The sequence below is a fragment of the [Clostridium] symbiosum genome, assembly GCA_036419695.1.
Classification (GTDB): Bacteria; Bacillota; Clostridia; order Lachnospirales; family Lachnospiraceae; genus Otoolea; species Otoolea symbiosa_A.
Genome location: CP143946.1, coordinates 4,501,181 through 4,526,910 on the forward strand (window position 1 = coordinate 4,501,181; position 25,730 = coordinate 4,526,910).

At 49.3% G+C, this 25,730-nt stretch carries 24 protein-coding genes; 8 read left to right on the plus strand and 16 right to left on the minus strand.

All coding sequences use genetic code 11. The features are described from left to right. Positions 1-43 precede the first annotated feature (43 nt). Together V3C10_20170 and V3C10_20175 are read left to right on the plus strand one after the other, a co-directional pair. A complete protein-coding gene (locus V3C10_20170) occupies positions 44-907 on the plus strand; it encodes a hypothetical protein (GenBank protein WVP61593.1) in 864 nt (287 codons plus the stop codon). Between the two features lie 28 nt (positions 908-935). Further along, positions 936-1,385 (plus strand): hypothetical protein, encoded by a 450-nt coding sequence (locus V3C10_20175; protein WVP61594.1) that lies wholly within the window; start codon positions 936-938, stop codon positions 1,383-1,385. 63 nt (positions 1,386-1,448) lie between these two features. On the opposite strand, the gene V3C10_20180 is transcribed toward V3C10_20175, so the two are convergent. The 3 genes from V3C10_20180 to V3C10_20190 form a co-directional block, all read right to left on the minus strand. Next, entirely contained in the window at positions 1,449-2,369 is a 921-nt protein-coding gene (locus V3C10_20180) for an ROK family protein (protein WVP61595.1), read from the minus strand. 68 nt (positions 2,370-2,437) lie between these two features. Further along, on the minus strand, positions 2,438-3,115 hold the full coding sequence (locus V3C10_20185) for a fructose-6-phosphate aldolase (GenBank protein WVP61596.1): 678 nt from the start codon (positions 3,113-3,115) through the stop codon (positions 2,438-2,440). Between the two features lie 223 nt (positions 3,116-3,338). Beyond that, positions 3,339-5,756, minus strand: coding sequence for a glycyl radical protein (locus V3C10_20190; GenBank protein ID WVP61597.1), 2,418 nt, complete (start codon positions 5,754-5,756; stop codon positions 3,339-3,341). Positions 5,757-6,091: 335 nt separating this feature from the next. Between V3C10_20190 and V3C10_20195 the strand changes: the two genes are divergently transcribed. Beyond that, on the plus strand, positions 6,092-6,985 hold the full coding sequence (locus V3C10_20195) for a glycyl-radical enzyme activating protein (protein ID WVP61598.1): 894 nt from the start codon (positions 6,092-6,094) through the stop codon (positions 6,983-6,985). Positions 6,986-7,081: 96 nt separating this feature from the next. Here V3C10_20195 and V3C10_20200 read toward each other — a convergent pair whose 3' ends face one another. Together V3C10_20200 and V3C10_20205 are read right to left on the minus strand one after the other, a co-directional pair. After that, positions 7,082-7,834, minus strand: coding sequence for a DeoR/GlpR family DNA-binding transcription regulator (locus tag V3C10_20200; GenBank protein ID WVP61599.1), 753 nt, complete (start codon positions 7,832-7,834; stop codon positions 7,082-7,084). Positions 7,835-8,665: 831 nt separating this feature from the next. Further along, positions 8,666-8,791: a hypothetical protein gene (locus V3C10_20205; protein ID WVP61600.1), complete on the minus strand. Its 126-nt coding sequence runs from the start codon at positions 8,789-8,791 to the stop codon at positions 8,666-8,668. 182 nt (positions 8,792-8,973) lie between these two features. Here V3C10_20205 and V3C10_20210 point away from each other — a divergent pair, with 182 nt between their 5' ends. Then, positions 8,974-10,491 (plus strand): BCCT family transporter, encoded by a 1,518-nt coding sequence (locus V3C10_20210; GenBank protein WVP61601.1) that lies wholly within the window; start codon positions 8,974-8,976, stop codon positions 10,489-10,491. Positions 10,492-10,550: 59 nt separating this feature from the next. Further along, complete coding sequence (locus V3C10_20215; GenBank protein ID WVP61602.1) at positions 10,551-11,654, plus strand: Mbeg1-like protein; 1,104 nt, start codon at positions 10,551-10,553, stop codon at positions 11,652-11,654. A gap of 134 nt (positions 11,655-11,788) precedes the next feature. Here V3C10_20215 and V3C10_20220 read toward each other — a convergent pair whose 3' ends face one another. The 11 genes from V3C10_20220 to V3C10_20270 all read right to left on the minus strand — a co-directional run bounded on the left by V3C10_20220 (position 11,789) and on the right by V3C10_20270 (position 22,498). Continuing rightward, entirely contained in the window at positions 11,789-13,426 is a 1,638-nt protein-coding gene (locus tag V3C10_20220; GenBank protein ID WVP61603.1) for a diguanylate cyclase, read from the minus strand. Between the two features lie 289 nt (positions 13,427-13,715). Next, a complete protein-coding gene (gene atpC, locus V3C10_20225; protein WVP61604.1) occupies positions 13,716-14,132 on the minus strand; it encodes an ATP synthase F1 subunit epsilon in 417 nt (138 codons plus the stop codon). 2 nt (positions 14,133-14,134) lie between these two features. Beyond that, entirely contained in the window at positions 14,135-15,535 is a 1,401-nt protein-coding gene (gene atpD / locus V3C10_20230; protein WVP61605.1) for a F0F1 ATP synthase subunit beta, read from the minus strand. Positions 15,536-15,537: 2 nt separating this feature from the next. Continuing rightward, positions 15,538-16,437 carry an ATP synthase F1 subunit gamma gene (gene atpG, locus V3C10_20235; protein ID WVP61606.1) on the minus strand — a complete coding sequence of 300 codons (900 nt, stop codon included), beginning with the start codon at positions 16,435-16,437 and terminating at the stop codon, positions 15,538-15,540. A 5-nt stretch (positions 16,438-16,442) separates the two neighbouring features. Beyond that, on the minus strand, positions 16,443-17,954 hold the full coding sequence (gene atpA / locus V3C10_20240) for a F0F1 ATP synthase subunit alpha (protein ID WVP61607.1): 1,512 nt from the start codon (positions 17,952-17,954) through the stop codon (positions 16,443-16,445). 5 nt (positions 17,955-17,959) lie between these two features. After that, positions 17,960-18,463: an ATP synthase F1 subunit delta gene (gene atpH, locus V3C10_20245; protein ID WVP61608.1), complete on the minus strand. Its 504-nt coding sequence runs from the start codon at positions 18,461-18,463 to the stop codon at positions 17,960-17,962. A gap of 5 nt (positions 18,464-18,468) precedes the next feature. Then, positions 18,469-18,987: a F0F1 ATP synthase subunit B gene (gene atpF / locus V3C10_20250; protein WVP61609.1), complete on the minus strand. Its 519-nt coding sequence runs from the start codon at positions 18,985-18,987 to the stop codon at positions 18,469-18,471. Positions 18,988-19,009: 22 nt separating this feature from the next. Beyond that, positions 19,010-19,234, minus strand: coding sequence for an ATP synthase F0 subunit C (atpE, locus tag V3C10_20255; protein WVP61610.1), 225 nt, complete (start codon positions 19,232-19,234; stop codon positions 19,010-19,012). Between the two features lie 51 nt (positions 19,235-19,285). Continuing rightward, a complete protein-coding gene (locus V3C10_20260) occupies positions 19,286-19,948 on the minus strand; it encodes a F0F1 ATP synthase subunit A (protein WVP64675.1) in 663 nt (220 codons plus the stop codon). A gap of 407 nt (positions 19,949-20,355) precedes the next feature. Further along, complete coding sequence (locus tag V3C10_20265; protein ID WVP61611.1) at positions 20,356-21,471, minus strand: N-acetylmuramoyl-L-alanine amidase; 1,116 nt, start codon at positions 21,469-21,471, stop codon at positions 20,356-20,358. Positions 21,472-21,616: 145 nt separating this feature from the next. Beyond that, a complete protein-coding gene (locus V3C10_20270) occupies positions 21,617-22,498 on the minus strand; it encodes a LysR family transcriptional regulator (protein WVP61612.1) in 882 nt (293 codons plus the stop codon). A gap of 189 nt (positions 22,499-22,687) precedes the next feature. On the opposite strand from V3C10_20270, the gene asrA reads away from it, so the two are divergent. From asrA to asrC, 3 genes are read left to right on the plus strand one after another with little or no spacing between them, the layout of a single operon-like run. Beyond that, complete coding sequence (gene asrA / locus V3C10_20275; GenBank protein ID WVP61613.1) at positions 22,688-23,746, plus strand: anaerobic sulfite reductase subunit AsrA; 1,059 nt, start codon at positions 22,688-22,690, stop codon at positions 23,744-23,746. Continuing rightward, the gene (asrB, locus tag V3C10_20280) at positions 23,739-24,539 is read left to right on the plus strand and encodes an anaerobic sulfite reductase subunit AsrB (GenBank protein WVP61614.1); all 801 of its coding nucleotides are present in this window, start codon (positions 23,739-23,741) and stop codon (positions 24,537-24,539) included. The genes asrA and asrB overlap by 8 nt, the downstream gene beginning before the upstream one ends. A gap of 13 nt (positions 24,540-24,552) precedes the next feature. After that, positions 24,553-25,575: a sulfite reductase subunit C gene (gene asrC / locus V3C10_20285; GenBank protein WVP61615.1), complete on the plus strand. Its 1,023-nt coding sequence runs from the start codon at positions 24,553-24,555 to the stop codon at positions 25,573-25,575. Positions 25,576-25,730 lie beyond the last annotated feature (155 nt).

Sequence of the window (25,730 nt, forward strand, 5' to 3'; positions counted from 1 at the left end):
ATTGCCGATAACTGCCGTTAGCAGAGAAAGGAAACGTGATTTTATGGTATTTCCCACCAGTTCCTCCCGCAGGAAAGCGGTAAGAAGTTTGACCGCCCTGCCCCTCATTCTCCTGCTGTGCCTTGTCTTTACACTGACCGCCCTGGCCCACGACGCCGAGTACGGGATGTGGCACGGAGAGCAGAATGCGCTTATCATCGGAACAGTTGAAGAGATAGATGGAACCCTGTGCCGGGTGACGGTAAACCACGCATTCACCTGCGGCCCGGAGGGCGCTGAGAAAAATGTAATAGACCGTATGCTGCCGGTTGATGAAATTCCGGCCTCATTGACCGCCGACCTGACCGGCTATGACGGACAAATTTTCTCCTATCTGATTTCTTACCATGGCAAAACCCGGCCGGAAAAGGGTGATTTCGTTCTTCTTTCCCTGGACAAAAAGGGGGATATCTGGGACGCCGTCTGGGGCCCCTATGAGGTGAGCGGAACCGATCCAAACACATTGGAGCTTCTGCCCGAAAAAGAAAAAGGCGGCACGGCGGCCGCCTGGGAAGTTTTTATCCATTCCGGCGGAGCCATAAACGACTTTAAATCCATCGAAAGTGATAGGATCGCCGCGTACATACGCCAGGAGGATGGAACCACTGTGGAAGAAACCGTCTGGGAAAAGGCGGCGGATACTTCTGATGCAGAGGCTGACGGAACACCGGAAAGCCAGGATGTCTCAGCATCTGACAGAACGGAAGAAAGTATGGCCGCCGCAGACGGACAGGATAACCGGACAAGAGAAACCGGGGAAGGAAGTTACCATTCCAATTTCTGGCCGCTTATCGCCATTTTTGCCGTAATCTTCCTTATCAGTATTGCCCTGGGGATCCGGCTTCGAAAACATTTCCGTAAAAAATAGTACGACAAGTACAGAATGGAGAAATGCTATGCCCCGATGTCAGGAATGTTATTCCGAAAAAAACAGGATTACTCCGCTTTTGAAACCGTTCGACTGTCTACAAAACCATACGCAGTACATCTGCGGGACCTGCGGCCGCTGTATCTGTATCGAACATGATCCGATCCGGAATTTACAGAGGTGGAATTTCCCGTTTAAGTCCGCCGAAATCGCAGCGCTTTACCTTCGCACCGCAGATTACACGTCCAAAAAGCCCTGTGGTGTCTATGAGCTTAAAAGCAAAACAGGCAGGGCCTCCTATAAGATTTTTGAGGACGCCGAAAGCCTGCGTCTTTACCTTCAAAAGAACAAAGACAAGACATGCGAACGAATGGAACCTGTTTATACGGCGGATCAATATCGGGAATATCCGCACACCAGGATCCGGAAACTGACTGCCGGCGAAGTTGAACGCTATATGGCGGAAAGAAAAGAATAGAAAAAACAGGAGAGGTCCAGGTTGTTTTGCAGTCTGCGCCTCTCCTGTTTTTTCTATTCTTTTCTATTTTCCCCCACTTCTTCCTGTTGATTCCTGTTCCTCTTTCAGGAAACAAACAAGAGCGCCCAGCAGATTGGATGCATTCAGATATTGGCAGGCCACTACTTCCGCTCTTCTGACAATATAGGTAAACCCACTGTATATCTCGTCCAGGTTCTTTTCAATATACTGCATCAGCAGAGGCTGGCCGCTGATGCCGCCTCCAATGGCGAACCGCTCAGGGTCCAGGATGTTCTGGAGATTAAATATCTGGACTGCAATCTCTTTTGTATAGTCATCCAGACATTGCAGCGCTTCCTCGTCCCCATCCCCGGCAAGTTGAAAAACCCTTTTTCCGTCCATCTCGCTGTATGGAATCTTCTTTTTCTCCGCCACTCTCTTTGCCAGGGACACGCCCCCGCAGCGGTTGCCCCAAATATTTCCGGCGCCGGGCCGCTCCGTCCCTGCCGTGCAGACAAAGGAAACCTCTCCGGCCGAAAAATGGCTTCCTCTGTAGAGCTTTCCGCCTGCGATAATCCCTCCGCCTATCATTGTGCCGAGCACAAGCACGACGCCGTTTTCCACGTCGGACAGGCTGCCCAGCTCCGCCTCGGCCATAGCGGCGCACTTTCCGTCATTCTCAATATGGATTCTGGTCGGACAGCGTCTTAAAAGCGCCTCCTTCATTGCAAAACCTTCATTATACCGCAGCGCTCCCCCGGTATAAAAATAACCTTTTTCACTGTCGATAATTCCCGGAGCCGCCAGCGCCATGCCGCTTATCTCCCCGGCAAACTTATCGTAAAGTCCTCCGACGGCCTCGATCAGAGCCTCCCTCCCCTCCTTCGGAGTGGGAAGCTGATCGGTCATCATCACGTTGTACGCCTCATCCATCAGCGCATATTTTATAAAAGATCCCCCAATGTCTATCACAAGATATTTCATCCTGTCTCCCCTTTTATTACGCCTCAGCCACATGTTTAAAACGCGGTGCCGCGGACGGCGGCATACCTTTACAGCTGTGTCAAATCCTTGTCTCCAAACACACTCTCCCAGTCATGATGGAAATCATCCACGGCCTTTCCGATGGCCGCCATTCCCATCGCCTCATGCAGAAGCTCCGGAGGGAGCGTCGCCGTCTGGGCGCCAGCTGCGAAAGCCGCATTTACCTGTGCAATATTTTTAAAGCTGGCCGCCAGTATTTTCGTCTTATAACCGTAATTTCTAATCTGTTCCGCCAGGGACGCAATGGTCCCAAAGGAGTCAATGTCCAGATTTTCCATACGGTTATAGTAAGGCGCTATGAAATCGGCCCCTGCCTCCAGCGCGAGATAACCTTGGATTTTCGAGTACACGGCCGTAGCGGTCACTCCGGCTTTTTCATTTTTAAGAGCCCTCATCACCTTCAGTCCCGTCTCATTCGTGGGGACTTTGATGAATACCCGGTCATCCACCCGGTTCAGGACGGCGTCGGCCTCCCTCATCATCGTCGCCTCATCCGGCGCCGTGAGCTGGATATGCAGGGAGCGTTCCATGCCGATCAGTGACCGGATTTCCCTGAAATGGCTGTAAAAATCGATTTTACCTTCCTTTTTAATGATAGAGGGGTTGCTGGTAACGCCCGTGATCGGATAGATGGCGCTGTATTTTCTGATGTCTTCGATATTGGCTGTATCAAATAAAAATTCCATGATTTCTGTATCCTCCGCTTTGATCTGTGTTATTTCGTTACTGTTCACACAGGATGTATTCCGCGAGGTGTTTTCACGTTTTTTCGTGAAAATCCCGAGTTGTGTCGCGCGAAACGGCATTTTTTGTCGTTTCTGTGCATCGCGAAGCGTGTTATTGTTCGCAGCACAGCTGCTTTTAGCTGGGGGGTGAACAGTAACGTTTTTTGCCGGCTGCATCCGGTCCTTACAGACTCTGCTCCGTCCTCTCTATAATATCATCCTGCGTCTGACGTGACAATGCATTAAAGAATGCCGAATACCCGGCAACGCGGACGATCAGGTCGCGGTACTCTTCCGGATTTTTCTGCGCTGCCTTAAGTGTCTCCTTTGATACAACATTGTACTGGACATGATACCCGTGGAGGCGGTTGAAAAATGTGCGCAAAAGCATCGTGAGCTTCATCCTGTCTTCCGGTTTTGAGAGGAGCTGCGGCGTTATCTTCTGGTTTAACAGAACTCCGCCGGTAATCTCTTTTGTGGGCAGTTTGGCAACGGTCTTAAAAACGGCCGTCGGTCCTTTCCGATCCATCCCATGGCTCGGGGAACATCCTTCCGCCAGCGGTTCCCTGGCTTTCCTTCCGTCCGGTGTGGCTAACGTCCCCAGGCCCTGGCCCACGTTGGCCGATATGGAGGAGGTTCCCGCATAGTAGACACCGCCCACAGGACCTCTGCCATAGCGGGTGTTGTGGTATTTTTTAATCTCGTCAATATAGACGTCGTAGGCGCTCCGGATCAGGGAATCCACATAATCCTCGTCATTGCCGTACTTCGGGGCTGCAAGAAGCTGATTTCTGATCCAGTTCCCCCTCTCCCCCTCAAAGTTGTTCATCAGGGCATCCCACAATTCCCCGGCCGTAAAGCTTTTATCCTCAAACACACATTTCTTAATGGCGGCAAGGGAGTCCGCCATATTGGCAATTCCCACCTGGAGGCCGCTGATAAAGTCATAAACGGCGCCGCCTTCCTTCAAGGTCTTTCCTCTGCCGATGCAGTCCTCCACCAGGGAAGAACAGAGCACGTCGGGCACGTTTTCTTCCAGGACCATATCACAGCAGGTTTCAATAATGACACTGTGTTTTGTGAAGATTCTGATAATCTTATCCCAGGCCCGCTCCACGTCCCCGTAACATGTCATATCTCTGAAATGTCCGGCCCCCTCGCACAGCTTCACTCCCGACTCCGGATCCACTCCGTCGTTCAGTGCAATCAGAAGTGATTTGGGGAAATTAAGAAAGCTCATTCCCGTACAACGGTATCCCCATTTTCCCGGAACCGCCGTTTCGACACAGCCGATGGCGCTGTAATTATAAGCGTCCTCCTCCTTTACCCCCTTTTCAATAAATGATGGAATAATAATCTCATCGTTATTAAAGGCGGGCATTCCAAAGCCCAGGCGCACCACTTCAATGCATTCTTCCATGAATTCCTCACTCAGGCCGGCATGATAGCGCACGGTCAGGTTCGGCTGGGGCAGCCTCGTCTGTGCCACACTCCGGAGAATCAGATAGGTCATCGGATTGACCGCGTCTTGTTTCCCGGCTGTCTGTCCTCCGACCGTAACATTCTGGTAGAGCGGGCTTCCTGCGCTGAACTGGGTGTGGGACCAGCTTCTAATCTTATTAATTGTAAATGTTTTAAGCCATAGATTTGTCATCAGTTCACAGGCCGATTCTTCCGTTACCCTGCCACTCTCAAGATCCCTCTGGTAAAATGGGTTCAGATATTGATCCATTCTTCCATAGGAAAGGGAATGGCCGTTGGACTCAATCTGGAGCACCAGATGGACGAGCCACATAGACTGAATCGCCTCGGCAAACGTATCCGCCGGTTCATAGGGCACTTTGGTAAGGATACGCGCCATCTCCCTAAGCTCCCCGGCTCTCTTTTGCTCTCTTTTGTCCTCCAGCGCTTCGGCTTGTGAGAGGGCGAGCTTTGCATACCGTGCGGCAAAATTCCTGACGGCGTCTATGACAATTAAAATGGCCTGATAGAAATAGAATTTCTTCAGACTCTCCATCTCGGTCAGCTCAAGACTCTTCATCGCCTCCCGGGTGCGTTTTTCATAATCTTTCAGACCGAGTTTCAGCACTTTCTCATACTCTACTGCGAGATGGGCGTCACCCGAGGTGATGTTTCCTTCCGCCTTGATAATTCCAAGGTCATAGAAGATCCGGCTCTGCTCCGGCATTGCCGCAAGGCCTCTGTCCTTTGTCGTGTTATGCTCCCAGTATGGAGCCAGTTCCCTGAGCTCTTTCCTGGTCTCCTCCGTGATATAAAAGACATCCCCGTCCCTCTGCTCAAATTGATCCAGTTCATCAATCACCCAGTCCATCGCGTATTCGGGAAAAATGGGGGCCGAACGGTTCGCGGATGCCTGGTTCCCGGCAATCAGCGTCTGCGGCTCGATAAAAATGGTCATATGCTCCAGAATGTTCTGCAGCATGTAAGCCCTCTTAAGGACAACCGGTTTATCCGCATGCTGTCTGTAACTCTCCGTCGTCAGGACGGCCCGCTCCGCGCAGACATAGGGCCTGGCATCGAGAAGTTCTTCTCTGAAATGATGCATACGCTCCGTCAGCTTTCCAAAATGATTGTTTTCCATGGTCATATCCTCCTCAAAACCGCACTATGTAAATTTAACATCTCTTTTTAAATTATTTTTTCCTGCCGTTTTTTCTTCATATGAAAGAAGCTGTTTCACTGCGCTCCCTTTCATTCAGGCACTTTGCCTATAAAAACAGTTTTACTCAATCCAGCAAAGACATTTTGCCGATTTTTTTTCTTTTTAATGATTTCAGTTTACGCTCTTTATTTCATTTTGTCAATATTATATTTTCATTTGAAACTTATTTACTTTTGAATTCGGTTGTGCTATAGTATGCAATAGTTGTTTTTCATACGTACATTAACTGTTAAGAGTAGCAGGAGCTTACCAATATGAAGGCGAATATCTTTAATATCCAGAAATTCAGTATCCATGACGGTCCGGGAATCAGGACGGTCGTATTTTTCAAAGGATGTCCCTTACGATGTCCCTGGTGTTCGAACCCTGAGTCGCAGCAGCGCCCTACTCAGATACTCTGGGACAAAAAGAAATGTCTGTACGGCCATCTGTGCGAGGTCAAATGCCCCGCCGGCTGTATCAGCTTCAAGAACAACAATCTGGTATTTGACCCGGAGCACTGTACCGGGTGTAAAAGCTGCATTACCCAATGTCCCGGAAGGGCATTGACTTTCGTCGGCAATATGATGGAAGTGGATGAGGTGATGGAAGAAGTATTAAAAGACATGGATTTTTACCAGGAATCCGGCGGCGGCGTCACACTCTCGGGTGGAGAGGTCCTGATGCAGTCTGCTTTTGCCGCCGAGCTTCTAAAGAAGTGCAGGGAACAGAAAATCCATACCGCACTGGAAACCACGGCATTCGCAACCCCTCTTGTCTTCTCCAGGGTGATTGCAGGAACGGATTTACTTCTGCTGGATATCAAGCACCACAGTGACAGGGAACATATCAAATACACCGGCGTCTCCAACCAGTCCATCCTGGAAAACCTGGATTTTGCCATCGCAATGAAGGTTCCGGTGATCGCCCGTATCCCGGTCATCCCGCATATCAACGACAGCCTGCATGATGCGAGGGAGTTTGTAAAACTTCTCAAAGCACACAGGGTAGATACGGTTAATCTGCTTCCATTCCATCAGTTTGGCGAGAAAAAGTATGAGGAGCTGCAGGTCCCGTATGAGCTGAAAGACGTAAAAGCTCTTCACCCGGAAGATTTAACCGAGTATTTCAACGTATTTAAAGAAGCCGGGCTGGATGTTTCCATGTAGCCGGCATTCCTAAAAGAGCAAGCGCCTTATCCCTCCACCGGATAAAGCGCCTGCTCTTTTTTATCGTATTTTTCATTATATTATTCTCTTATTATATCACTCGCCTGCCAGGCACACTTTCAGTCCCTGCTCTTCCAGCAGTTCCTTCGCCTCCCTTGAAAGTCCGCTGTCCGTATAGACGCTGTGGACCTCCGAAAGTTTGAACTGCACGACCACGCCCTGTTTACAGAACTTGCTGGAATCCGTGACTACAATTACTTTCTTTGCCGACTGCGCCATGCTCTTCATGGCCTCGGTCCTCATCATATCACCGCCGGTAAACCCGATCTCCGGCACAAAACCGTCCGTTCCCACGAACAGCTTATCTACGTAAAATTCTCCGGCACACTGCCTGACAAGAGGACCGACCATGACCTGGGACTCTTTTTGATACTCTCCCCCCAGCAGGATGACTCTCCCTACGGATATCTCCCTTATATAATTGGCTATAAATGCGGAATTGGTGATAATCGTCACATCCTTCTTATCCACGGCCAGCTGCTCCGCCAAAAGTGCACAGCTGGAACCGGATTCGATCATGATCGTCTCACCGTTCACGACGCTCTTTGCCGCCTCTTTTGCAATTTTCAGTTTCGTATCGTAGCGGACCGCCATTCTGTTGTTGATGTCATCTACATTCTTCATGACTGCATAGCCATGCTCACGTGAAAGAAGCCCTCTCTCTTCCAGCATATCAAGATCCTTGCGGATCGTCACCTGTGAAACGCCCAGGAGTTCCGACAACCGGTTTACCTCCACCTTTTTCTCCTCGCTGACTATATCAAGTATTTTCGTATGGCGTTCTGTCATTATCACTCCCTGCGGCAGATGCCGCTCTCCTTTCTGTATTATGTGCCACAAATCGCGGCCGCCCTCTTCCGCTCTGTGCCTGTTGTTTTTTAGTATAACATATCAGACTTTCATCCGTAAATAGGGATTTAATTGAGGAATGAGAACGCCGCCGGGACGGTCGGGGGGCGGGATGGTGAGAGGGAGGTTGTGAGTCTTCAGTCCCGGCTTGCAGGTTGTCGCGGGTGGGGAATCCGGGCAGAAAAAGTTCCTGCGGGAAACGCTTGCGCTCTTTGGAGTGCATAACGGACACTAACCTCGAAAAGACCTCGGTAAGTGCCGATGAACTTCAGGTTCCCTGCGGAATCTTTTTCTCCCTTCTTCCCCACAGGCAGGTTATGGACCGTGACTGAAGACGCCGAGGTTTTCGCCATCCCGAACCCCGGCCTGCGGCCGCTGATTTATTCTTATTCCTTCAGGGGGGAGAGGTACTGTCGCTGCCACTACGTTTTCTCGATTTTAGGAGAATGTCTCACGTTTGGTATTAAATTGATGAGTCTTAGTTTTAGTGCCTGACCTGTCCTTGAATTACCATTGAATTTTTAGATTAATCATAAAATTTAGCTTTGGATTTATCTTTGAATTCAGCCCGAAACACCTTCAAAAGGTAAAAGGTTCACGATTACATAGTGGCCGAGACAATACCCCCCCCTTACTTGACGAAAGAGACAATCAGCCCCTGAAGCCGACGGACAGGGCGACAACCTTCGCTGAGTCTTCAGTCCCGTCGACAGCCTGCCCGGGGAAGGAAGGAGAAAACTTTCCGAAGGGGGCCTTGGAGCCCGCCGGTGCTTAGACGGCGTTCTTTGACGTCTTAGCATCCGCTGTGCGCTCCACAAGCGGGAGCGAGTCCCCGTAGGAATTTTTTCTCCTGGATTCCCCCTCACCACAACCTACCAACCGGGACTGAAGACTCATAAATAACCTCCCACTCCCCCGTCCGCCGTCTTACAGAGGCGTCCTCGCATCTCAACTAAATCCTCATCCCCGTCATGATATCATATTTTCTCAGAATACCTCTTGTAATTCTAAAAGTTCAATGATATAATGTGTTCATTATTTAATATAAATTGTAAAAATTGAACATCAAGGAGGCAGCTATGAATGACACCACTAATAAAAATGTAAAACGGCAGCTGGACTGGATCACAATGATAATTCCATTTATTATCATCCTGTTCCTCTGCATCAGCTTTGTGTTCCTGCCGGATTCTTCCAAAAGAATTATTGAAGGGATCCGAACTTTCCTGGGCGAGGAATTGGGTACCTATTACCTGGCCGTTGGACTTGGAGTCTTTCTCCTCTCACTTTACCTGGCCTTTTCCAAATACGGCGGCATCCGGCTCGGAAAGAAGGATGAGAAGCCGAAATACTCGAATTTTGCCTGGGGTTCCATGATGTTTACTTCCGGACTGGCGGCCGATATTCTTTTTTACTCACTCTGTGAGTGGATTCTCTATGCACAGGATCCCCACATGGCCGAGATTGGTTCCATCCAGGAATGGTCCGGTACATATCCGCTGTTCCACTGGGGTCCGATACCGTGGAGTTTTTACGTTGTCCTGGCCGTATCCTTTGGTTTCATGCTGCATGTCCGTGGCTGCCACAAACAGAAATTTTCCGAGGCCTGCCGTCCTCTGCTCGGCAATAAAACAGACGGGATTCCCGGAAAAATCATTGACCTTATCGCCGTATTCGCGCTGATGGCCGGCACAGCCACCACATTCAGTCTGGCGACTCCGCTGATGAGCCAGATCGCGTCCAGCCTGCTGGGACTCCCAAGCTCCAAATGGATTACGATTGCCATTCTGGTCGTCACCTGCATTGTTTACACTTTCTGCGTGGTCCGGGGAATGCACGGGATTATGAAGCTCGCCGCATCCTGCGTTTACCTGTTCTTCGCCCTGCTTGCCTATGTCCTTCTCTTCGGGGGTGAGACAAGATACATTATTGAGACCGGTTTTTCTTCCATCGGAAACCTGGTGCAGAATTTCTTCAGCCTGTCCACCTTTACCGATCCCCAGAGAACCACCTCATTCCCCCAGACATGGACCATATTCTACTGGGCCTACTGGATGGTGTGGTGTGTTGCGGCTCCGTTTTTCATCGGCAACATCTCCAAAGGACGCACCGTGAAACAGACCATTCTGGGCGGTTATATATTCGGCCTCGGCGGCACCTTCACCAGTTTTATCATCCTCGGCAATTACAGCCTGGGCCTGCAGGTCTTCGGCAAACTGGATGTGATGGGACTCTATGCCTCTACGGGAGATCTCTACACGACGATTATCGCCATCATCCACACCCTGCCCCTGGCTCCGTTGGTGCTGATTCTCCTGGCGCTCACAATGATCGCTTTTTATGCAACCAGCTTCGACGCCATTGCCCTGGTTGCCTCGTCTTACTCTTACAAGGAGCTGGACAACGATGAAGAACCTTACATGGGAATCAAAGTATTCTGGTCCATCATGCTGATTCTGCTGCCGATTGCCCTGGTATTCAGTGATAATTCCATGGCAAACCTGCAGACGGTCTCAATCATCGCCGCCTTTCCCATTGCAGTGATTATCGTCCTGATTATCGCTTCATTCCTGAAAGACGCCAGGAAGGTTTTATAACGGACGCAGGTTAACCGAAGACCTGTCTGCAACATATATTAAAAGAAAAAGGGATAATTATGCCCGGTTTAATTGACTATATCGCCGCCCAGGGCAGCCAGACATTGGACGAATCTCCATTGTCCGCCGTGGACGGCCTTGTTTTTTCTGCAATGTCGTACATTCATCTCGACGGCCTGATACCAGACAATCCCGCTCAGGCCCCGACTGTAAAAGAAGTCGCGGATACCATCGCTTCGCTGCCGGAGAGAGAACGCCTTGCACGGGTCCGCTCCCTGGAACATCAGCAGTTACTCGAAGCCATGGCCGAAAGCGCCCGGTTTTCCGGCCTCAGGCTGACCGGTTTCAGGGATATCAAATCACCGGATCTGGAAATGCAGTTTTCCGCACTCACCGTTCTGATGGGGAACGACGCCTTTGTCGTGTTTCGCGGCACCGACGGCACGCTCATCGGCTGGAAGGAAGATTTCAACCTGGGTTTTCTCGATACCGTGCCGGGGCAATGGGAGGCCTGCAATTACCTGTCCCACATGGCGGCCCTCGTCCCCGGTTCCCTGTGGGTGGGCGGCCATTCCAAAGGCGGCAATTTGGCCGTATTTGCAGCCGCATGTGCCTCACCCGGCATTATGGACCGACTGATAGCCGTGTACAACTATGACGGTCCGGGGCTCAGCCAGGCGGTGCTCTCCACCTCCGGCTACCGCGATATTCTGCCTCTCATCCGCACCTTTGTCCCTCAGTCCTCGGTAATCGGAATGCTTCTGGGACATGAAGAATGCTATACGGTTGTTTTAAGCAACCGGAAAGGGCTGATGCAGCACGATCCCTATTCCTGGGAAATAAAAGACGGCGGTTTTGTCCGGCTGAGGGAAGTCACACAGAAGAGCTGCCTGGTGGATCAGGCGTTAAAGAAATGGATTACCTCCCTCTCCCCCCGGGAGCGCGAGGCCTTTGTGGACACTGTCTATGAAATTCTCCAATCCTCCGGAGCCAGCCGTACCGGGGAACTGCTGCTCCCCGACAACATCCTGGAAATAGCGAAGAGCCTTCTTAAGGAGTCTCCCGAGGTGACACTCGACAAAATCCTTCTTCCCCTGATGGCGCTTGTGAGGGCCGCCGGTGAAACACTGGCCTCCTTTTATCTGGGCGAAATCCAGCTATAAGCGGATGCAGCCTGATAAACCGTAACAGAGGGCGGAAAAACGCAAGCCCTGCGGCCTTCAATGCAAGCTCTGCGGCTTTCAATAAAAAGAAAGAACCGAAAGAGTATGGATGCTCTTCCGGTTCTTTTTGATTCTCACTCAACTGTGATGGCTGAATAAACGGTAAATATGTTTTTACCATGGGATTTTGAATAGTATAACGCCTTGTCAGCATATTTGATGACCGTTTGAAGCTCTGTGCTGTCCTCCGGATAAATGGATGCCCCTATGCTGCATCCAACGTGGATTTCATTGTTTTCCAAAAAGAAAGGATAATTGATTTCTTTAATAATCCGCAAGGCTGCATACTCCACGGCCGAAGCCGTATCATCCGTCGGAACGGTCAGTGCAATCAGGAATTCATCACCTCCGATCCTGGAAAGGATTTCATCGCTCTGTACGGCTTTTTTAAGCCGGTTCGACACCTCTGAAAGTAATTTATCTCCAATATCATGGCCATATTGGTCATTCACGACTTTGAATCCGTCTAAATCCAAATAAAGAATCGCCAGAGAGTGTGCCGAACGGTCAAACGTCCTGCTGCACTCATCGATATCATTTTCAAAGGCTCTTCTGTTTTTGAGGCCAGTCAGCGGGTCGGTGATTGCTATAGTCTTCATTTTGCTCAGTGCAGCATCGGTAAGATTCAAATCACTGAACAAATTTGACAGGGCCGATTCTAGATTTTCCAGCTCATAAATGCCGTTATGGTCAGGCATAGCCGCCTTCTGTCCCGACTTTAAAAGCGTGGCCACCTCAGATAGCCGGTTCAAAGGTTCGGTGAGTTTTTTAGTTATAATCGTACCGAGAATAATAAACAGGAACAGAAGAACCCCTCCGCTTGCAAAGACCAGAAACATCAGCTGAGCAATATCTTTATAGGCAATCTTAATCGGCTGGCGTACCACAACGGTCCATCCAAGACCATTATAGTCATCGTAACCGGTTGAAGTGACAAAACCCGTCAGATATTTTTGATGATCCGGCCATGTTATTGAGGCCCAATGAGAATTGCCATCCTCGCTTATTTGTGAAAACATCTGTGCCAGTGACCGGCCAATCAGCTTTTCCGGCCCCAGCAAAACATCGAAATCCTTACTGAGCACAAGCACTTCCATCTTTTTGCTGTCGCTAAAAGATTCGGTCGTCATTGCAACGCGTTCCTGGGCCCAGTCCCAATTTAAGTGGGCGGCCAAAACGCCATTGAAGTTCCCCTCCTTATCATAAAGCGGCGTGCTGATATCAACAAAACGGAGTGGTTCTCCCGACGGATTCGGCAGTAAATCGGAAAGCAGTTTGGCATCGTGGACATCACCAATAAACTCCCCCTTTGCCCCTTCGATGAATACCGGCCTCTCTGAGATATCCGATTCCAGCAGGATGCCACCGCTGGACGCCTTAACTATACCATCCGCATCGGTGATTCCAATCCAGGAAAAAGACGGGAATGATTCGTGAAGCTGATTAATCAGCCCCGATGCAATCTCATAATCTCCGTCGGAGACAAGCGAATTCGCCGCTTCCAGCAAATCCAGCTGATGGTAGTGATTCCACATAAACTGATCGAGCTGCACCGAAATCTGCCCGGCCATTTCAGTCAGGTTTTCACCTGTTTCTGTCTGCAGCTTATAGCTTGAGTATAAGCCTATCACCGCCGACACCGTTATAATGATGCAGATAATGAATACTGTAAAATACTTATTTATTTTTGTCTGCAGCTTCTCTGATTTCATAAGGTTCCTGTTCCCATCACAACGTGCCGTTGCAATGCTCAATTTGAAAATACACTCACCAGGTATGTTCCTATTCCTGTTGATTTCATTCTATCATATCTTATCGGTGCACTCAACTGCAATCACCGGGCAAGTTGAGGAATGGGAACGGCGCCGGTACCGCCGGAGTTCGGGATGGTGTTAAGAAGGTTATGAGTCTTCAGTCCCGGGATTTTGGGTTGTCGCAGATGGAGAATCCGGGCAAAAAAAAGCAGATATCTTCATATCTGCTTTTTCTTAAACTCTCTCGTCACTTGCGTTTCCCGGCCTCGCTGATACGGGACATGGCTCTTGCCAGCTCCATCTTGCTTCTGTGGTACTCCGCAATGGACTGCTTCTGGCGCAGCTGCTCTTCGGCACGCTCCTTGGCCTCTCTGGCCCTGTTGATATCAATCTCATCGGGATATTCTGCCGAATGGACAAAAACCTGGACACGGTTGTTGATCATCTCGGCAAATCCGGAACCCGTGACAGCCGTGATCTCCTCCCCGTTCTCCGTGATAATCGTCGTCGTACCCGGTACAAGGGCAACGATTACATTCTCATGGTGAGGCAGGAAGGTATGCCCGCCGTCCGTTGCCGGAAGGTTGATAAAACGCGCCCTCCCTTTATAAAACATCTGCGTGCTGGAATACAGTTCTAGGCCAAATGTGGATATCTGTTCCATACTTACTGCCCTCCCGTCTTCTCCTGCTCCGCTTTTGCCTTCACATCCTCAATGGAACCAACGTTGAAGAATGCATTTTCCGGGTACTCATCCATCTCACCGTCCAGGATCATCTTGAATCCCTTGATCGTCTCCTTCAGCGGCACGAATTTTCCCGGTACACCGGTAAATGTCTCAGCCACATGGAACGGCTGTGAAAGGAATTTCTGGATTTTTCTGGCTCTGTAAACCGTTATCTTATCTTCCTCGGAAAGCTCTTCCATACCAAGGATAGCAATAATATCCTGAAGCTCTTTATATTTCTGGAGGATCTCCTGGACGCGTCTGGCCGTCTCATAGTGCTCCTCACCGACTACCTCCGCCTCCAGAATGCGGGAGGTGGATTCCAGTGGATCCACCGCTGGATAGATACCCTGCTCCACAATCTTTCTGGAAAGTACCGTCGTGGCGTCCAGATGGGCGAATGTCGTGGCCGGCGCCGGGTCGGTCAAATCGTCCGCAGGGACATAAACCGCCTGGACGCTTGTTACGGAACCTTCTTTCGTCGATGCAATTCTCTCCTGCAGTTCTCCCATCTCATTGGCAAGCGTCGGCTGGTAGCCTACTGCCGACGGCATACGGCCGAGCAGCGCCGAAACCTCGGAGCCCGCCTGGACGAAACGGAAAATATTATCAATAAACAGAAGCACATCCTGGTGCTCTTTGTCACGGAAATACTCAGCCATCGTAAGACCGGTCTCCGCAACCCTCATACGGGCTCCCGGCGGCTCGTTCATCTGTCCGAATACCAAAGCCGTCTTCTCGAGAACTCCCGACTCCTTCATCTCAACCCAGAGGTCGTTGCCTTCCCTGGAACGCTCTCCAACTCCGGTGAATATAGAATAGCCGCCGTGTTCCGTGGCGATATTCTGAATCAGCTCCTGAATCAGAACTGTCTTGCCGACTCCGGCCCCTCCAAACAGACCGATTTTTCCGCCTTTTGCATAGGGAGCCAGAAGATCGATTACCTTGATTCCCGTCTCCAGAACCTCAACTACCGGGCTCTGGTCCTCAAATGACGGCGGATCCCGGTGGATTACCCAGTGCTCCTCGCCATCCAGCCCTTCTCCTCCGTCGATAGTCTCCCCAAGGACATTGAAAAGACGTCCCAGGTTATGATCTCCTACCGGAACACTGATTCCCTGTCCCGTAGGAATTACTTCCATATCTTTATGAAGGCCCTCACTGGCGGCCAGCATAATGCAGCGGACCACATTATTGCCCATATGCTGGGCGGCCTCCATGATGCAGGTTCTGTCCCCGTTCTGAACTTTCAGGGCATCCCTCAAGTGGGGCAGAACACCGCCTTCAAATGAAACATCCACAACAGGTCCCATGACCTGAATAATTCTGCCTGTGTCCATAATTATCCCTTTCTTTTTTGCGCGTTCGCACCGCTGACAACTTCCGTGATTTCCTGGGTGATGGCGGCCTGTCTGGCCCGGTTATACTGGATCGACAGTTCTTTAAGCATCTCCCCCGCGTTGTCCGTGGAAGAGCGCATTGCCATCATACGGGCGTTATGCTCACTGGCGTATGCCTCCACCAGGCAGCCGTAGATAATGCCGGTCAGATAGTTCGGCACCATATTGTCCATCACTTCGTCCGCAGACGGGAACAGGCTGATATTCTCCTGCATGACTCCCGTCAGCATCTGGGACGGTTCAAAATCAGCCCTTTTGAGCGGAAGCAGCTGTTTCAGCCTCGGTTCTTCCTTCATCGAGTTGACCATCTCCGTAAACAGGATATACACCTCATCCAGCTCCCTGTTTAAGAAGCCGTCGACCATGGTCTCGGATATCAGTCTCGCCCGGTGCATCGTCGGTTTCTGGACCGTATACCTGAAACTGCCGTCCATGTCCACGCCCTTCACCTTGTCGAAATACTGCCGTCCCACGACTCCCAGCACATACAGTTTCCTGTGTCCCGGAAGTTTCAGCCTCTCCTCGGCCATCTTAATGATATTATGGTTGTAAGCTCCGTTTAATCCTTTATCGGCAGTGACCACAATCAGTCCGAATTTCCGTTCTTCCGGTGGAATTTCGGGGCGCTGATCCAGATACCGGTTCTCCTTCTCATTTTCGGGAAGATGGCGGAGCAATCTGTCCATTGCGCGCTGCACGCCAAAGAAATACGGTTCCGTATCCGTCAGCGTCTTTTTCGCCTTTTTCATCTTGGATGAGGATATCAGGTACATGGCATTTGTGATCTTCATCGTATCCTGGATGCTCTTCATCCTGGTCTGGATCTCTTTCATACTTGCCATCTGTATCACCTGCCTCTGTCAGCTTTATATTCCTCCGCCGCTTTTGCGATTCTGTCAATCAGCGTCTGCGGCAGTTCCTTCTTCTCATCTATTTCTTTTACAATCTCGGGATGGATCTCCTCAAAATAGCGGAGCATATCTTCCTGAAACGGTTTAATCTCTTTCACTTCCACATCCATAAAAATCCTGTGAGTGGCCGCACACAGCGTGATGACCTGCTCGTGAAGGCTGAGCGGATGGTAAAGCGGCTGTTTTAAAAGTTCCATCAGAGATTTTCCGTACTGCAGCTGATTCTTCGTTGATGCGTCCAAATCAGAACTGAACTGGGTAAAGACTTCCATCTCACGGTACTGGGCCAAATCGATACGGATACTTCCCGACGCCTTTTTCATCGCCTTAAACTGTGCGGCTCCGCCGACACGCGATACGGAAAGCCCGACGTTTACCGCCGGCCTCATGCCTGCGAAGAACAGATCGCTCTCCAGAAAGATCTGGCCGTCGGTGATGGAGATAACGTTGGTCGGAATATAGGCCGACACATCTCCAGCCTGCGTCTCGATGATGGGCAGGGCCGTGATGGAACCTCCGCCCAGAGCCTCGCTCAGACGGCTGGAACGCTCCAGCAGCCTGGAATGCAGGTAGAATACGTCACCCGGATATGCCTCACGTCCCGGTGAACGTCCTAACAGTAAGGACAGGGCGCGGTATGCCACCGCATGTTTGGACAGGTCGTCGTATACAATCAGCACATCTTTTCCCTTATGCATAAAATACTCCGCCAGAGCAGTTCCCGCATAGGGCGCAATGTACTGAAGCGGCGCACAGTCGCTGGCCGTGGAGGCCATAACCGTCGTGTAATCCATGGCTCCGTATTTCTCAAAGGTGGATACCAGCTTTGCAATGGTGGACGCCTTCTGTCCGATTGCCACATAGATACAGATTACATCCTTCCCCTTCTGGTTCAGGATCGTATCGGTGGCGATCGATGTCTTACCGGTCTGGCGGTCACCGATGATAAGCTCTCTCTGTCCCCTTCCTATGGGGAACATGGAGTCGATGGACAGGATTCCGGTCTCCAGGGGCTGGTTGACCGCCTGACGGTCGATAATTCCCGGAGCCTCCTGTTCTACGGGACGGTAGTCATCCGTCTTTATCTCACCCTTGCCGTCAATCGGAGCTCCCAGGGCGTCGATAACACGGCCGATGCAGGCATCCCCTACCGGGATTCCGGCTTTCTTACCGGTTCTTGCAACGCGGGTTCCCTCGCCGACCTCGGTATCCTTGCCGAACAGGATACAGCCGATGCTGTCCTGGCGGACATCCTGCACCATTCCCTTGAGGCCCGACTCAAAAGTTACGACCTCGCCATACATGGCATGATCCATGCCGTAAATTCTGGCAATTCCATCGCCCACGGAGATGACGGTTCCCGTCTCCTGCTCCTTGCATATATCGTCATAATTTGCTATTTCCTCTTTCAGTATGGAAATAATTTCATCTGAATTAATCGAACTCACTTTTCTCACCTCCGCGTTAATTGCTGTTTAAGCCTCTTAAGCCGTCCGTCCAGGCTGTAATCATATTCATAATCTCCGGCCTTCAGGACAAAACCGCCCAGCAGCGACGGATCCTTTTTAATCTCAAAAATCACGTCTTTTTTCTGATATTTACTGCACAGAAACTTCTCTATTCCCTGAAGCTGCTCTTTGGAAGGAGGTGTCACACAGGTAAGCAGGACTTTCATGATTCCTTCCTGCTGCCTTAAATATTCCTCGTAGCATTCAAAAATTTCCTCAATTTGTCCTGTCTTTTCATGCAGACAGGCCACCTTCAGAAAATTTCTGACAGGCTCCGGAAATATCCGGTCAATCACCCTCTCTTTCTTGTCCCGGGAAACCAATGGGCTTTCCAGAATCCGTCTCAAAGCAGGTGTCTCATTAAGCAGCCTCACAGCCTCTCTTAAATCTTCCACCGGAACAGACAGGTCTGCCAGAACGCGGGCATAATTAACGGATGTCTGTCTCATATTTCTCACCTGCTTTCGCCATTACCTTCGGGTTTCATCACCGCATCCATTGCTGCATTATTCAGGAACTGATCGTACAGAAGCATGTCATCTGCCTCACGTTCCGTACTCCCGGCCACTTTTCTGGCTGCGGCCAAAGCCAGCTCTGCAATGCGGGACTGGAGGTCAGCCATGGTTTTTTCTTTTTCGCTTTCGATATTCTTCTCTGCTTTCCTCATAATGTCTGCCGCCTGATCACCGGCCTCTTTAAGAATCCGATCCGATTCTTCCCGTGCACGCTTTTTCGCTTCTTCAATCATGCGTCCGGACTCGCTTCTGGCATTCTTGAGGGCATCTTCATAACGGCCCTTAAGCTCATTTGCCTGGGCCTCGCTGTTTCTGGCGTTCAAAAGCCCCTCGGAAATCTCCGCCTGCCTCTTATCCATAACGGCAGTCACAGGTTTAATCAGAAATTTTTTAAGTAGAAGACAGAGGATAATCAGGTTAATGATTTCAAAGACAAGGCTCCAGTTTAACTGTAACACTTCTCCCACCTGCCTTTCACATTTATTTTAAGAATAAGATAATTACAAGGGCAATAACGAAACCGTAAATAGCGGTAGCCTCTGCCAGAGCACATCCAAGAAGTAAGGCCTTGCTGATTTTACTCTCAGCCTCAGGCTGCCTTGCAATGGCTTCCACTGCTTTAGAAGTTGCGATACCGATACCAATACCTGCTCCAATACCTGTAAGTACAGCGACTGCTGCTCCGATTGCGATTAATGTAGACATAATAATACTCTCCTTTTTAATTGTTTTCTTTACTCTTTTTCCGGACTGTTATCAGTCCAGTTGTTCCTTAATAAACAGGGCGGTCAGGAAGACAAATACATACGCCTGAATCAGACCGTCAAAAATATCAAAATAAAAACTGAACGGTATCGGCACAATGAGCGGGGCCACCAATTTGATTAATTCCATTACTACGAATGAGCCCAGCACGTTGCCGAAAAGCCGCATGCACAGAGACACGGGACGAATGGCAATCTCCATAATATTGATTGGCAGTATAAACGCCACCGGTTCTGCAAAACTCTTCATGAATCCCTTCATGCCTTTCTTATGAAACCCGGCATACTCGATTACCGCGATGCTGATGACAGCCAGTGCGGCAGTTACATTCAAATCCTTCGTGGGCGGTGTGATGCCTGCGATGCCAATCAGGTTGGCTACGCCGATAAATAGCGCCGTTGAAATCAGATAAGGAATGTACCCTTTTCCTTCTTCCCCGACCAAATCCAGGAAGAAATCTCTTAAAAACCCGATTGAAGTTTCCAGGAACAACTGAAGCTTCCCGGGGTTCTCAACCTTGAGATTTCTTACAAAGATGATGGAAAGGAGAACCAGAACCGCCATGATAAACCATGTAGCCACCACGGACTCGTAAATCGGGATTCCTCCAAATACGGGTATCGTAAATGCGACTTTAGCGTTCAGCTCTTCCATCAGGGCCTTTGAAAGTGTGTCCGTCTTATATCCCTCCCCTTTGAGAATATTTTTAAAGCGCGTCAATAAGAATTTTTCTTTTAGCAGAGTTTTTTACTTCACCGGAAGTCTTATTTTGGTGAAATAAAAAAAACCTCCGCCGGTTTCCTGTAATCGGATTCCCGGAAAAGGTCTCTTGTTTCTTCGCTTTCCCATATTATGTTACTTTAAGCCGAGAAATGCAATAACATTTGGAAAGAAATTTGGTTGTAAAATCCAACAAAATTAAGCATTTTGTACAAATTTCCATACAATCCCAGTAATTTTTAACGCCCTGTTAACACAAAAAGCGGAAAAAGAGCATCGTTCCTGCCGGAGAAGACAAACTTCTTAAGGCATTTTACGATGCTCTCTGTTTAATTTACTTCTTAAAATCCGAAAAATGAATTCACGCCGGACACCAGCCCGTCCGCCAGCTGGTTCAGCGTATCCGTGGAATGGCTGGACGCCTTGTCACCCAGTTCGATATCAATGCTCGGAATCGTCGAGAAGGAAGTCTGTGTCAGATCCATCTCCATACTCCCGCCCGAGAAAATCTTGTTTCCCGCGCCCTTCAGTCCCGTTATCAGCGCCTCGCCCAGCTTGTTGTGCTGCTGCCAGTGGGAGGCCACCGGCTCCATGGCCCGGTAAGAGGCGTTGTTTGGAACGCTCATGAAAAAGCACCCCTTATTGCTGCTGGTGGAATCCCAGTGCAGGGCAATATGGCAGTCCGCATTGTTATTGGCAATTACAGTCCTCGCAATATTATCAAGCTGTACATCGTCCGACTCGCGGATCATCAGCACATCGTACCCCTGTGCAAGGAGACGGTCTTTTAAGATCTTCGCCATCGCCAGAGTCACCTTGCTCTCCGCCGTACCGTCTGCAAATGTCATGCCGCTGGAAACGGCAACGGCTGTGGTTGCTCCTGCACTGGTCGTGCCGCCTGTCACCTTCGCGGTTCCGTCCGGATGGCAGAGGGTCTTCACGCTGCCGCCGCCCTTTGTTCCGTGGCCCGCGTTGACACAGACCGTCTTATTCTTTCTGGAAGCCGCCGTACTTTTATAGAGGATGGCCTTCCCACTGTTGATCTTGGAAAAATCCGCATATTTATACCCGCTGAACAAGCCGATCTCGGTTCCCGATGAAGTGGATGCCGAAGCTCCGGTCTCGGTTCCTGCGGATGATGTACTCTGGCCGGACGGTTTTCCGGCAGGCTGTGAGGTGCTCAGATAGGCGGTTGCCACATAGCGTTTCTGTCCGTTTACCAAAACCACGGTCCAGTCCCCATTCGTGGAAATGCGCTCCAGCTTATCTCCATAATGGAAATTTGTTACAATATTGCTGTCTTTAATCTCTTCCGACGAACGGCACCTGAGTACGTCACAGTTTACATAAACCGTGTCCCCGGCAAAAACCGTCTGGGCCGGACCGGCAAGCAGCATGGCTGTTACGAGGGCAGCCGTCCACTTTAACTTTGTTCCCGATATGTTCTTACGATTCATTCAATTCTCTCCTTATAAGAGCCGGAAAAAGCCCCGGCCATATGATTCATGCTGCACATTTTCCAGTATAATGCATTCGGAAGGCGGTTTCAAGCGTCTAAAGGCGAAGGCTTCCTTACGATTTTATGACGCCGGAACCGGATGCTCACCATTCATTGCCGTGAAACTTGTTTTCAATATCCGCAATCAGTTTTTTCAGCCCGGTAGACAGGAATTTGTCTTTGTGATAGACGATTTTGAAGCTTCTTTTCAGCGGAAAATCATTGATCGTGATCTGATTAACCTCCTCATGATGCCTCAGCAGTGACTTCGAAAGAATCGAAACGCCCTGGCCCGAGGCGACGATATTAATAATGGAGTCTGAACTGTGGCAGATCCATTTTTCTATAAAGGATATCCCCCGTTCCTCCATCAAATCGGTAAAAAATTCCCTTGTGCCGGAGCCTTCTTCCCTTAGTACGAAAGCCTTTCCCTCCAAATCAGTGAGGTTTACCGAGGACATACCGGCAAACGGATGCGTTTTTCCGCAAATCAGAACCATTTCATCCTCGAACACATCTTTAAATATCACATTTTTTGTCTTGACTTTTCCTTCGATCACGGCGACATCCAGAATTCCCTCGGAAATCTTACGGATGATATTCATAGAATTATCTATATAAACACGTATGCTCACATTCGGGTTTTCCGCCTCATATCCGGTGATGATATCACTCAGGAAATAGCTGCCCACAGTCAGGGACGCGCCTACATGGATACACTGCTGGCTGGATGCATGGTACAGAAACTGCTCCAGCTCCTGATAGGTCGTGGTAATATGTTTTGCATATTCCAGAAACTCCCGTCCCGTTTCCGTTATGTAAAGTTTCTTGGAAAGCCGTTCAAATAATTTGACATGATATTCTTTTTCTATCTGCATAATCGCATGGCTGACCGTCGGCTGTGTAATATACAGCTTCCTGGATGCTACTCCCATCTGCCCTGTTTCGGCCACAGCGATAAAAATTTCAAAATCACGGATTGTCATTATCTCTTCTCCTTTGTGTCCCCCTGCAATACATAGATAATCTGCTATGAGTTTATAACAAGTTTAGCATTTTACGAATGGCAGGGCAAGCCCTATAATAGACTTATAATAGCTGTTAATACCAGCTTAATCTTGAACCGCCATTGCACTTCAGCCCGCAGGGCAAAAACAGGAAAGGAAGTAAAAGAAATGAGAAGCTCAAAAACCTATCAGCTCAAATCAGCAGATATAAATAAACTTTTTGATGCGCTGAAAGAAAAATATGCTATTTATGCACCTGTCAGAATTCCCTCCGGAGGGAGATATGCCGGACAGGACTCGATTCTCTACAAAGAAATTGAACGGTATGAAGATATTGAGTTCCGCGAGAGATCCACTTATGCAATGAAAGAGGTTATCACGCCGATTACACAGACATTATTTTATTTTACCGACGATGAGTTCAGGGAAAGCAAGCTGGAGGAAACAAGAGATTTTCTCATTTTTGGAAGAGCCTGCGATATTAATGCAGTAAAAATTCAGGACCAGATTTATTGTGAAAACGGCGGTATCACAGATCCTTTCTATCAGAGAAGAAGGGAAAAAGTAAAGTTTGCTCTGATGGAATGTACGGAAGAATTTGACGGCTGCTTCTGCTGCAGCGTGGGTTCCAATGTCACAGACATGCACTCCATTGCATTTTCCTTTGGGGAAGAAGGGGCTTATATTGAGGTAAAAGATGAGAGCTTCGACAATTATTTTGCAGGATGTGAGGAAAGCGATTACGAAATCACCTTCCCGATGGAAAATAAGCTGAAAGTCGATTTCCCGGTGATTGATTCTCTCGACATGGCGAACAAATTAAAGGAACATCCGATGTGGGAGGAGTTCGACGCCAGATGTATCGCCTGCGGGGCTTGTACCGTAGCGTGCAGCACCTGTACGTGTTTTGAAACCACCGATATTATTTATACGCAGAACGGGAAAGCCGGCGAAAGAAGAAGGACCTGCTCTTCCTGTATGGTGGATGGATTTGACCGTATGGCCGGCGGGGCCTGTTTCAGACACAAAATATCTGAAAAATACCGCTATAAAATCTTACATAAAGTATATGGACATGACGCCCGGTTCCATACCGGCCCGATGTGCGTGGGCTGCGGAAGGTGTTCGGCCAGGTGTCCGCAGCTCATCGGATATCCCGAAACACTGAATAAGCTGTCAAGGGCAATTGAAGAAATAAAGCAAGAGGAGGAAGTTTGCCATGCTTAATAATCCGGTAAAACCACAGGCACATAAAATTATAGATATTTTTAAGCAGACGGAAGCAGAATGGACCTTCCGGATCGAAAATGAACTCCCCATCAGGCATGGACAGTTCATGCAGCTTTCCCTGCCTAAAATCGGCGAGGCCCCCATCTCCATCAGCGGCTTTGGCGATGGATATGCCGACTTTACAATCCGAAAAGTTGGAAAGGTAACGGATGAACTTTTCAGTTTAAAAAAGGGCGGCACCATTTTTGTCAGAGGATGCTACGGTAATGGCTGGCCGACGGAACAGCTGAAGGGAAAAAATGTTGTAATTATTGCGGGCGGAACCGGCGTTTCACCTGTTAAGAGCCTGATCAACCAGCTTTACTCCGAACCTGGCTATGCAGAGGAAATCTATTTAATTCTCGGCTTTAAGAATTCTCAGAGCATTCTGTTTACGGATGAGATAGAACAATGGAAAACAGCCCCGAATTTCCACGTTATCCGTACTCTTGACAATGAGGACTATCCGGGCTGGAACAAGGGAATGGTCACCGAATTTGTGAAGGATATCCCGTTTGGCTCCTTTGGTGATAATTATGAATGTCTTGTAGTGGGACCTCCCATTATGATGAAATTCGCCGCCAAAAGCCTGCTGGATCACCAGGTTCCTGAAGATAAAATCTGGATGTCCTTTGAGCGGAAAATGTCCTGTGCCATCGGTAAATGCGGACACTGCAGAATTGATGAAACTTATGTCTGTTTAGACGGTCCTGTATTCAATTACACGATTGGCAAAAAGCTGGTAGATTAGGAGGTAAATTGCGGTGAGCGATATCAATATAGGTAAATTGAGAAATAATTGTTTCCGTCAGTCCAAGATTGCAGGCGAGTTCATGCTGCAGCTTCGTGTACCGGGAGCAGTGATTGATGCAAAATGGCTGGATCTTGTCAGTCACGTATGCAATACCTGGGGCAACGGCTCTTTCCATCTGGGAATGCGCCAGACCCTGAATATTCCCGGCATCAAAGCGGAAAATATTCCGGCGGTAAATGAATATATACGTCCTTATCTGGATGCAATTGAGTGTGATATGTGCGATGTGGAGATGGATACGTCGAATGGCTACCCCTTCATCGGGCCAAGAAATATCATGGCCTGCATCGGAGGCATCCACTGTATCAAGGGTAATGTAAATACGCAGGAAATGGCGCATAAGATTGAAAAACTAATCTATCCCAATCCGTACCATATCAAAGTTTCCATAGCGGGATGTCCCAATGACTGCGCCAAAGGCCATTTCCAGGATTTTGGAATCATCGGCTGCACGAAGCCGATTTACGATATCGACCGGTGTATCGGCTGTGGAGCCTGCGTCGACAAGTGCAAAGGAGCCGCAACCCGGGTTCTCTCACTGAACGATAAAGGAAAGGTTGATAAAGATCCCTGCTGCTGCGTGGGCTGTGGTGAATGTGTCATCGCCTGTCCCGCCGGAGCATGGAGACGCCCCAATAAAGACTTTTATAAGATTGTCATCGGCGGAAGAACCGGCAAGCAGTATCCCCGAATGGGAAAAATGTTTGCAAACTGGCTGACGGAGGAAAGCGTTCTGGCCATCATGAGCAACTGGCCGAAATTCTCCGAGTGGGTTCTGGGCGGCAAACCCGTCTACCTTCACGGCGGCCATCTGATTGACAGGGCCGGGTATCAGAAGTTCAAAGACTTTATGCTGGAGGGCGTAACACTGAATCCGGAGGCGTATATTGCGGAGACAATCAACTGGGCGGAGACAGAATACCGGAGCAATATTCATGTTAAACCGCTGGAAATGCATGAGACGGTGAGATAAGGAATTGATGTTTGAGTCTTTGATTCCTGTATGATTTTATCGTGAGAGGGCAGCCGGAGGCAGCCCGCTGTGGGATTCGATGTGAGCGCTCTTCCTTTCATGTAAATTTTTCTTATATAGCAAACATAAAAGCGATCAACCAGAAACGGCTGGTC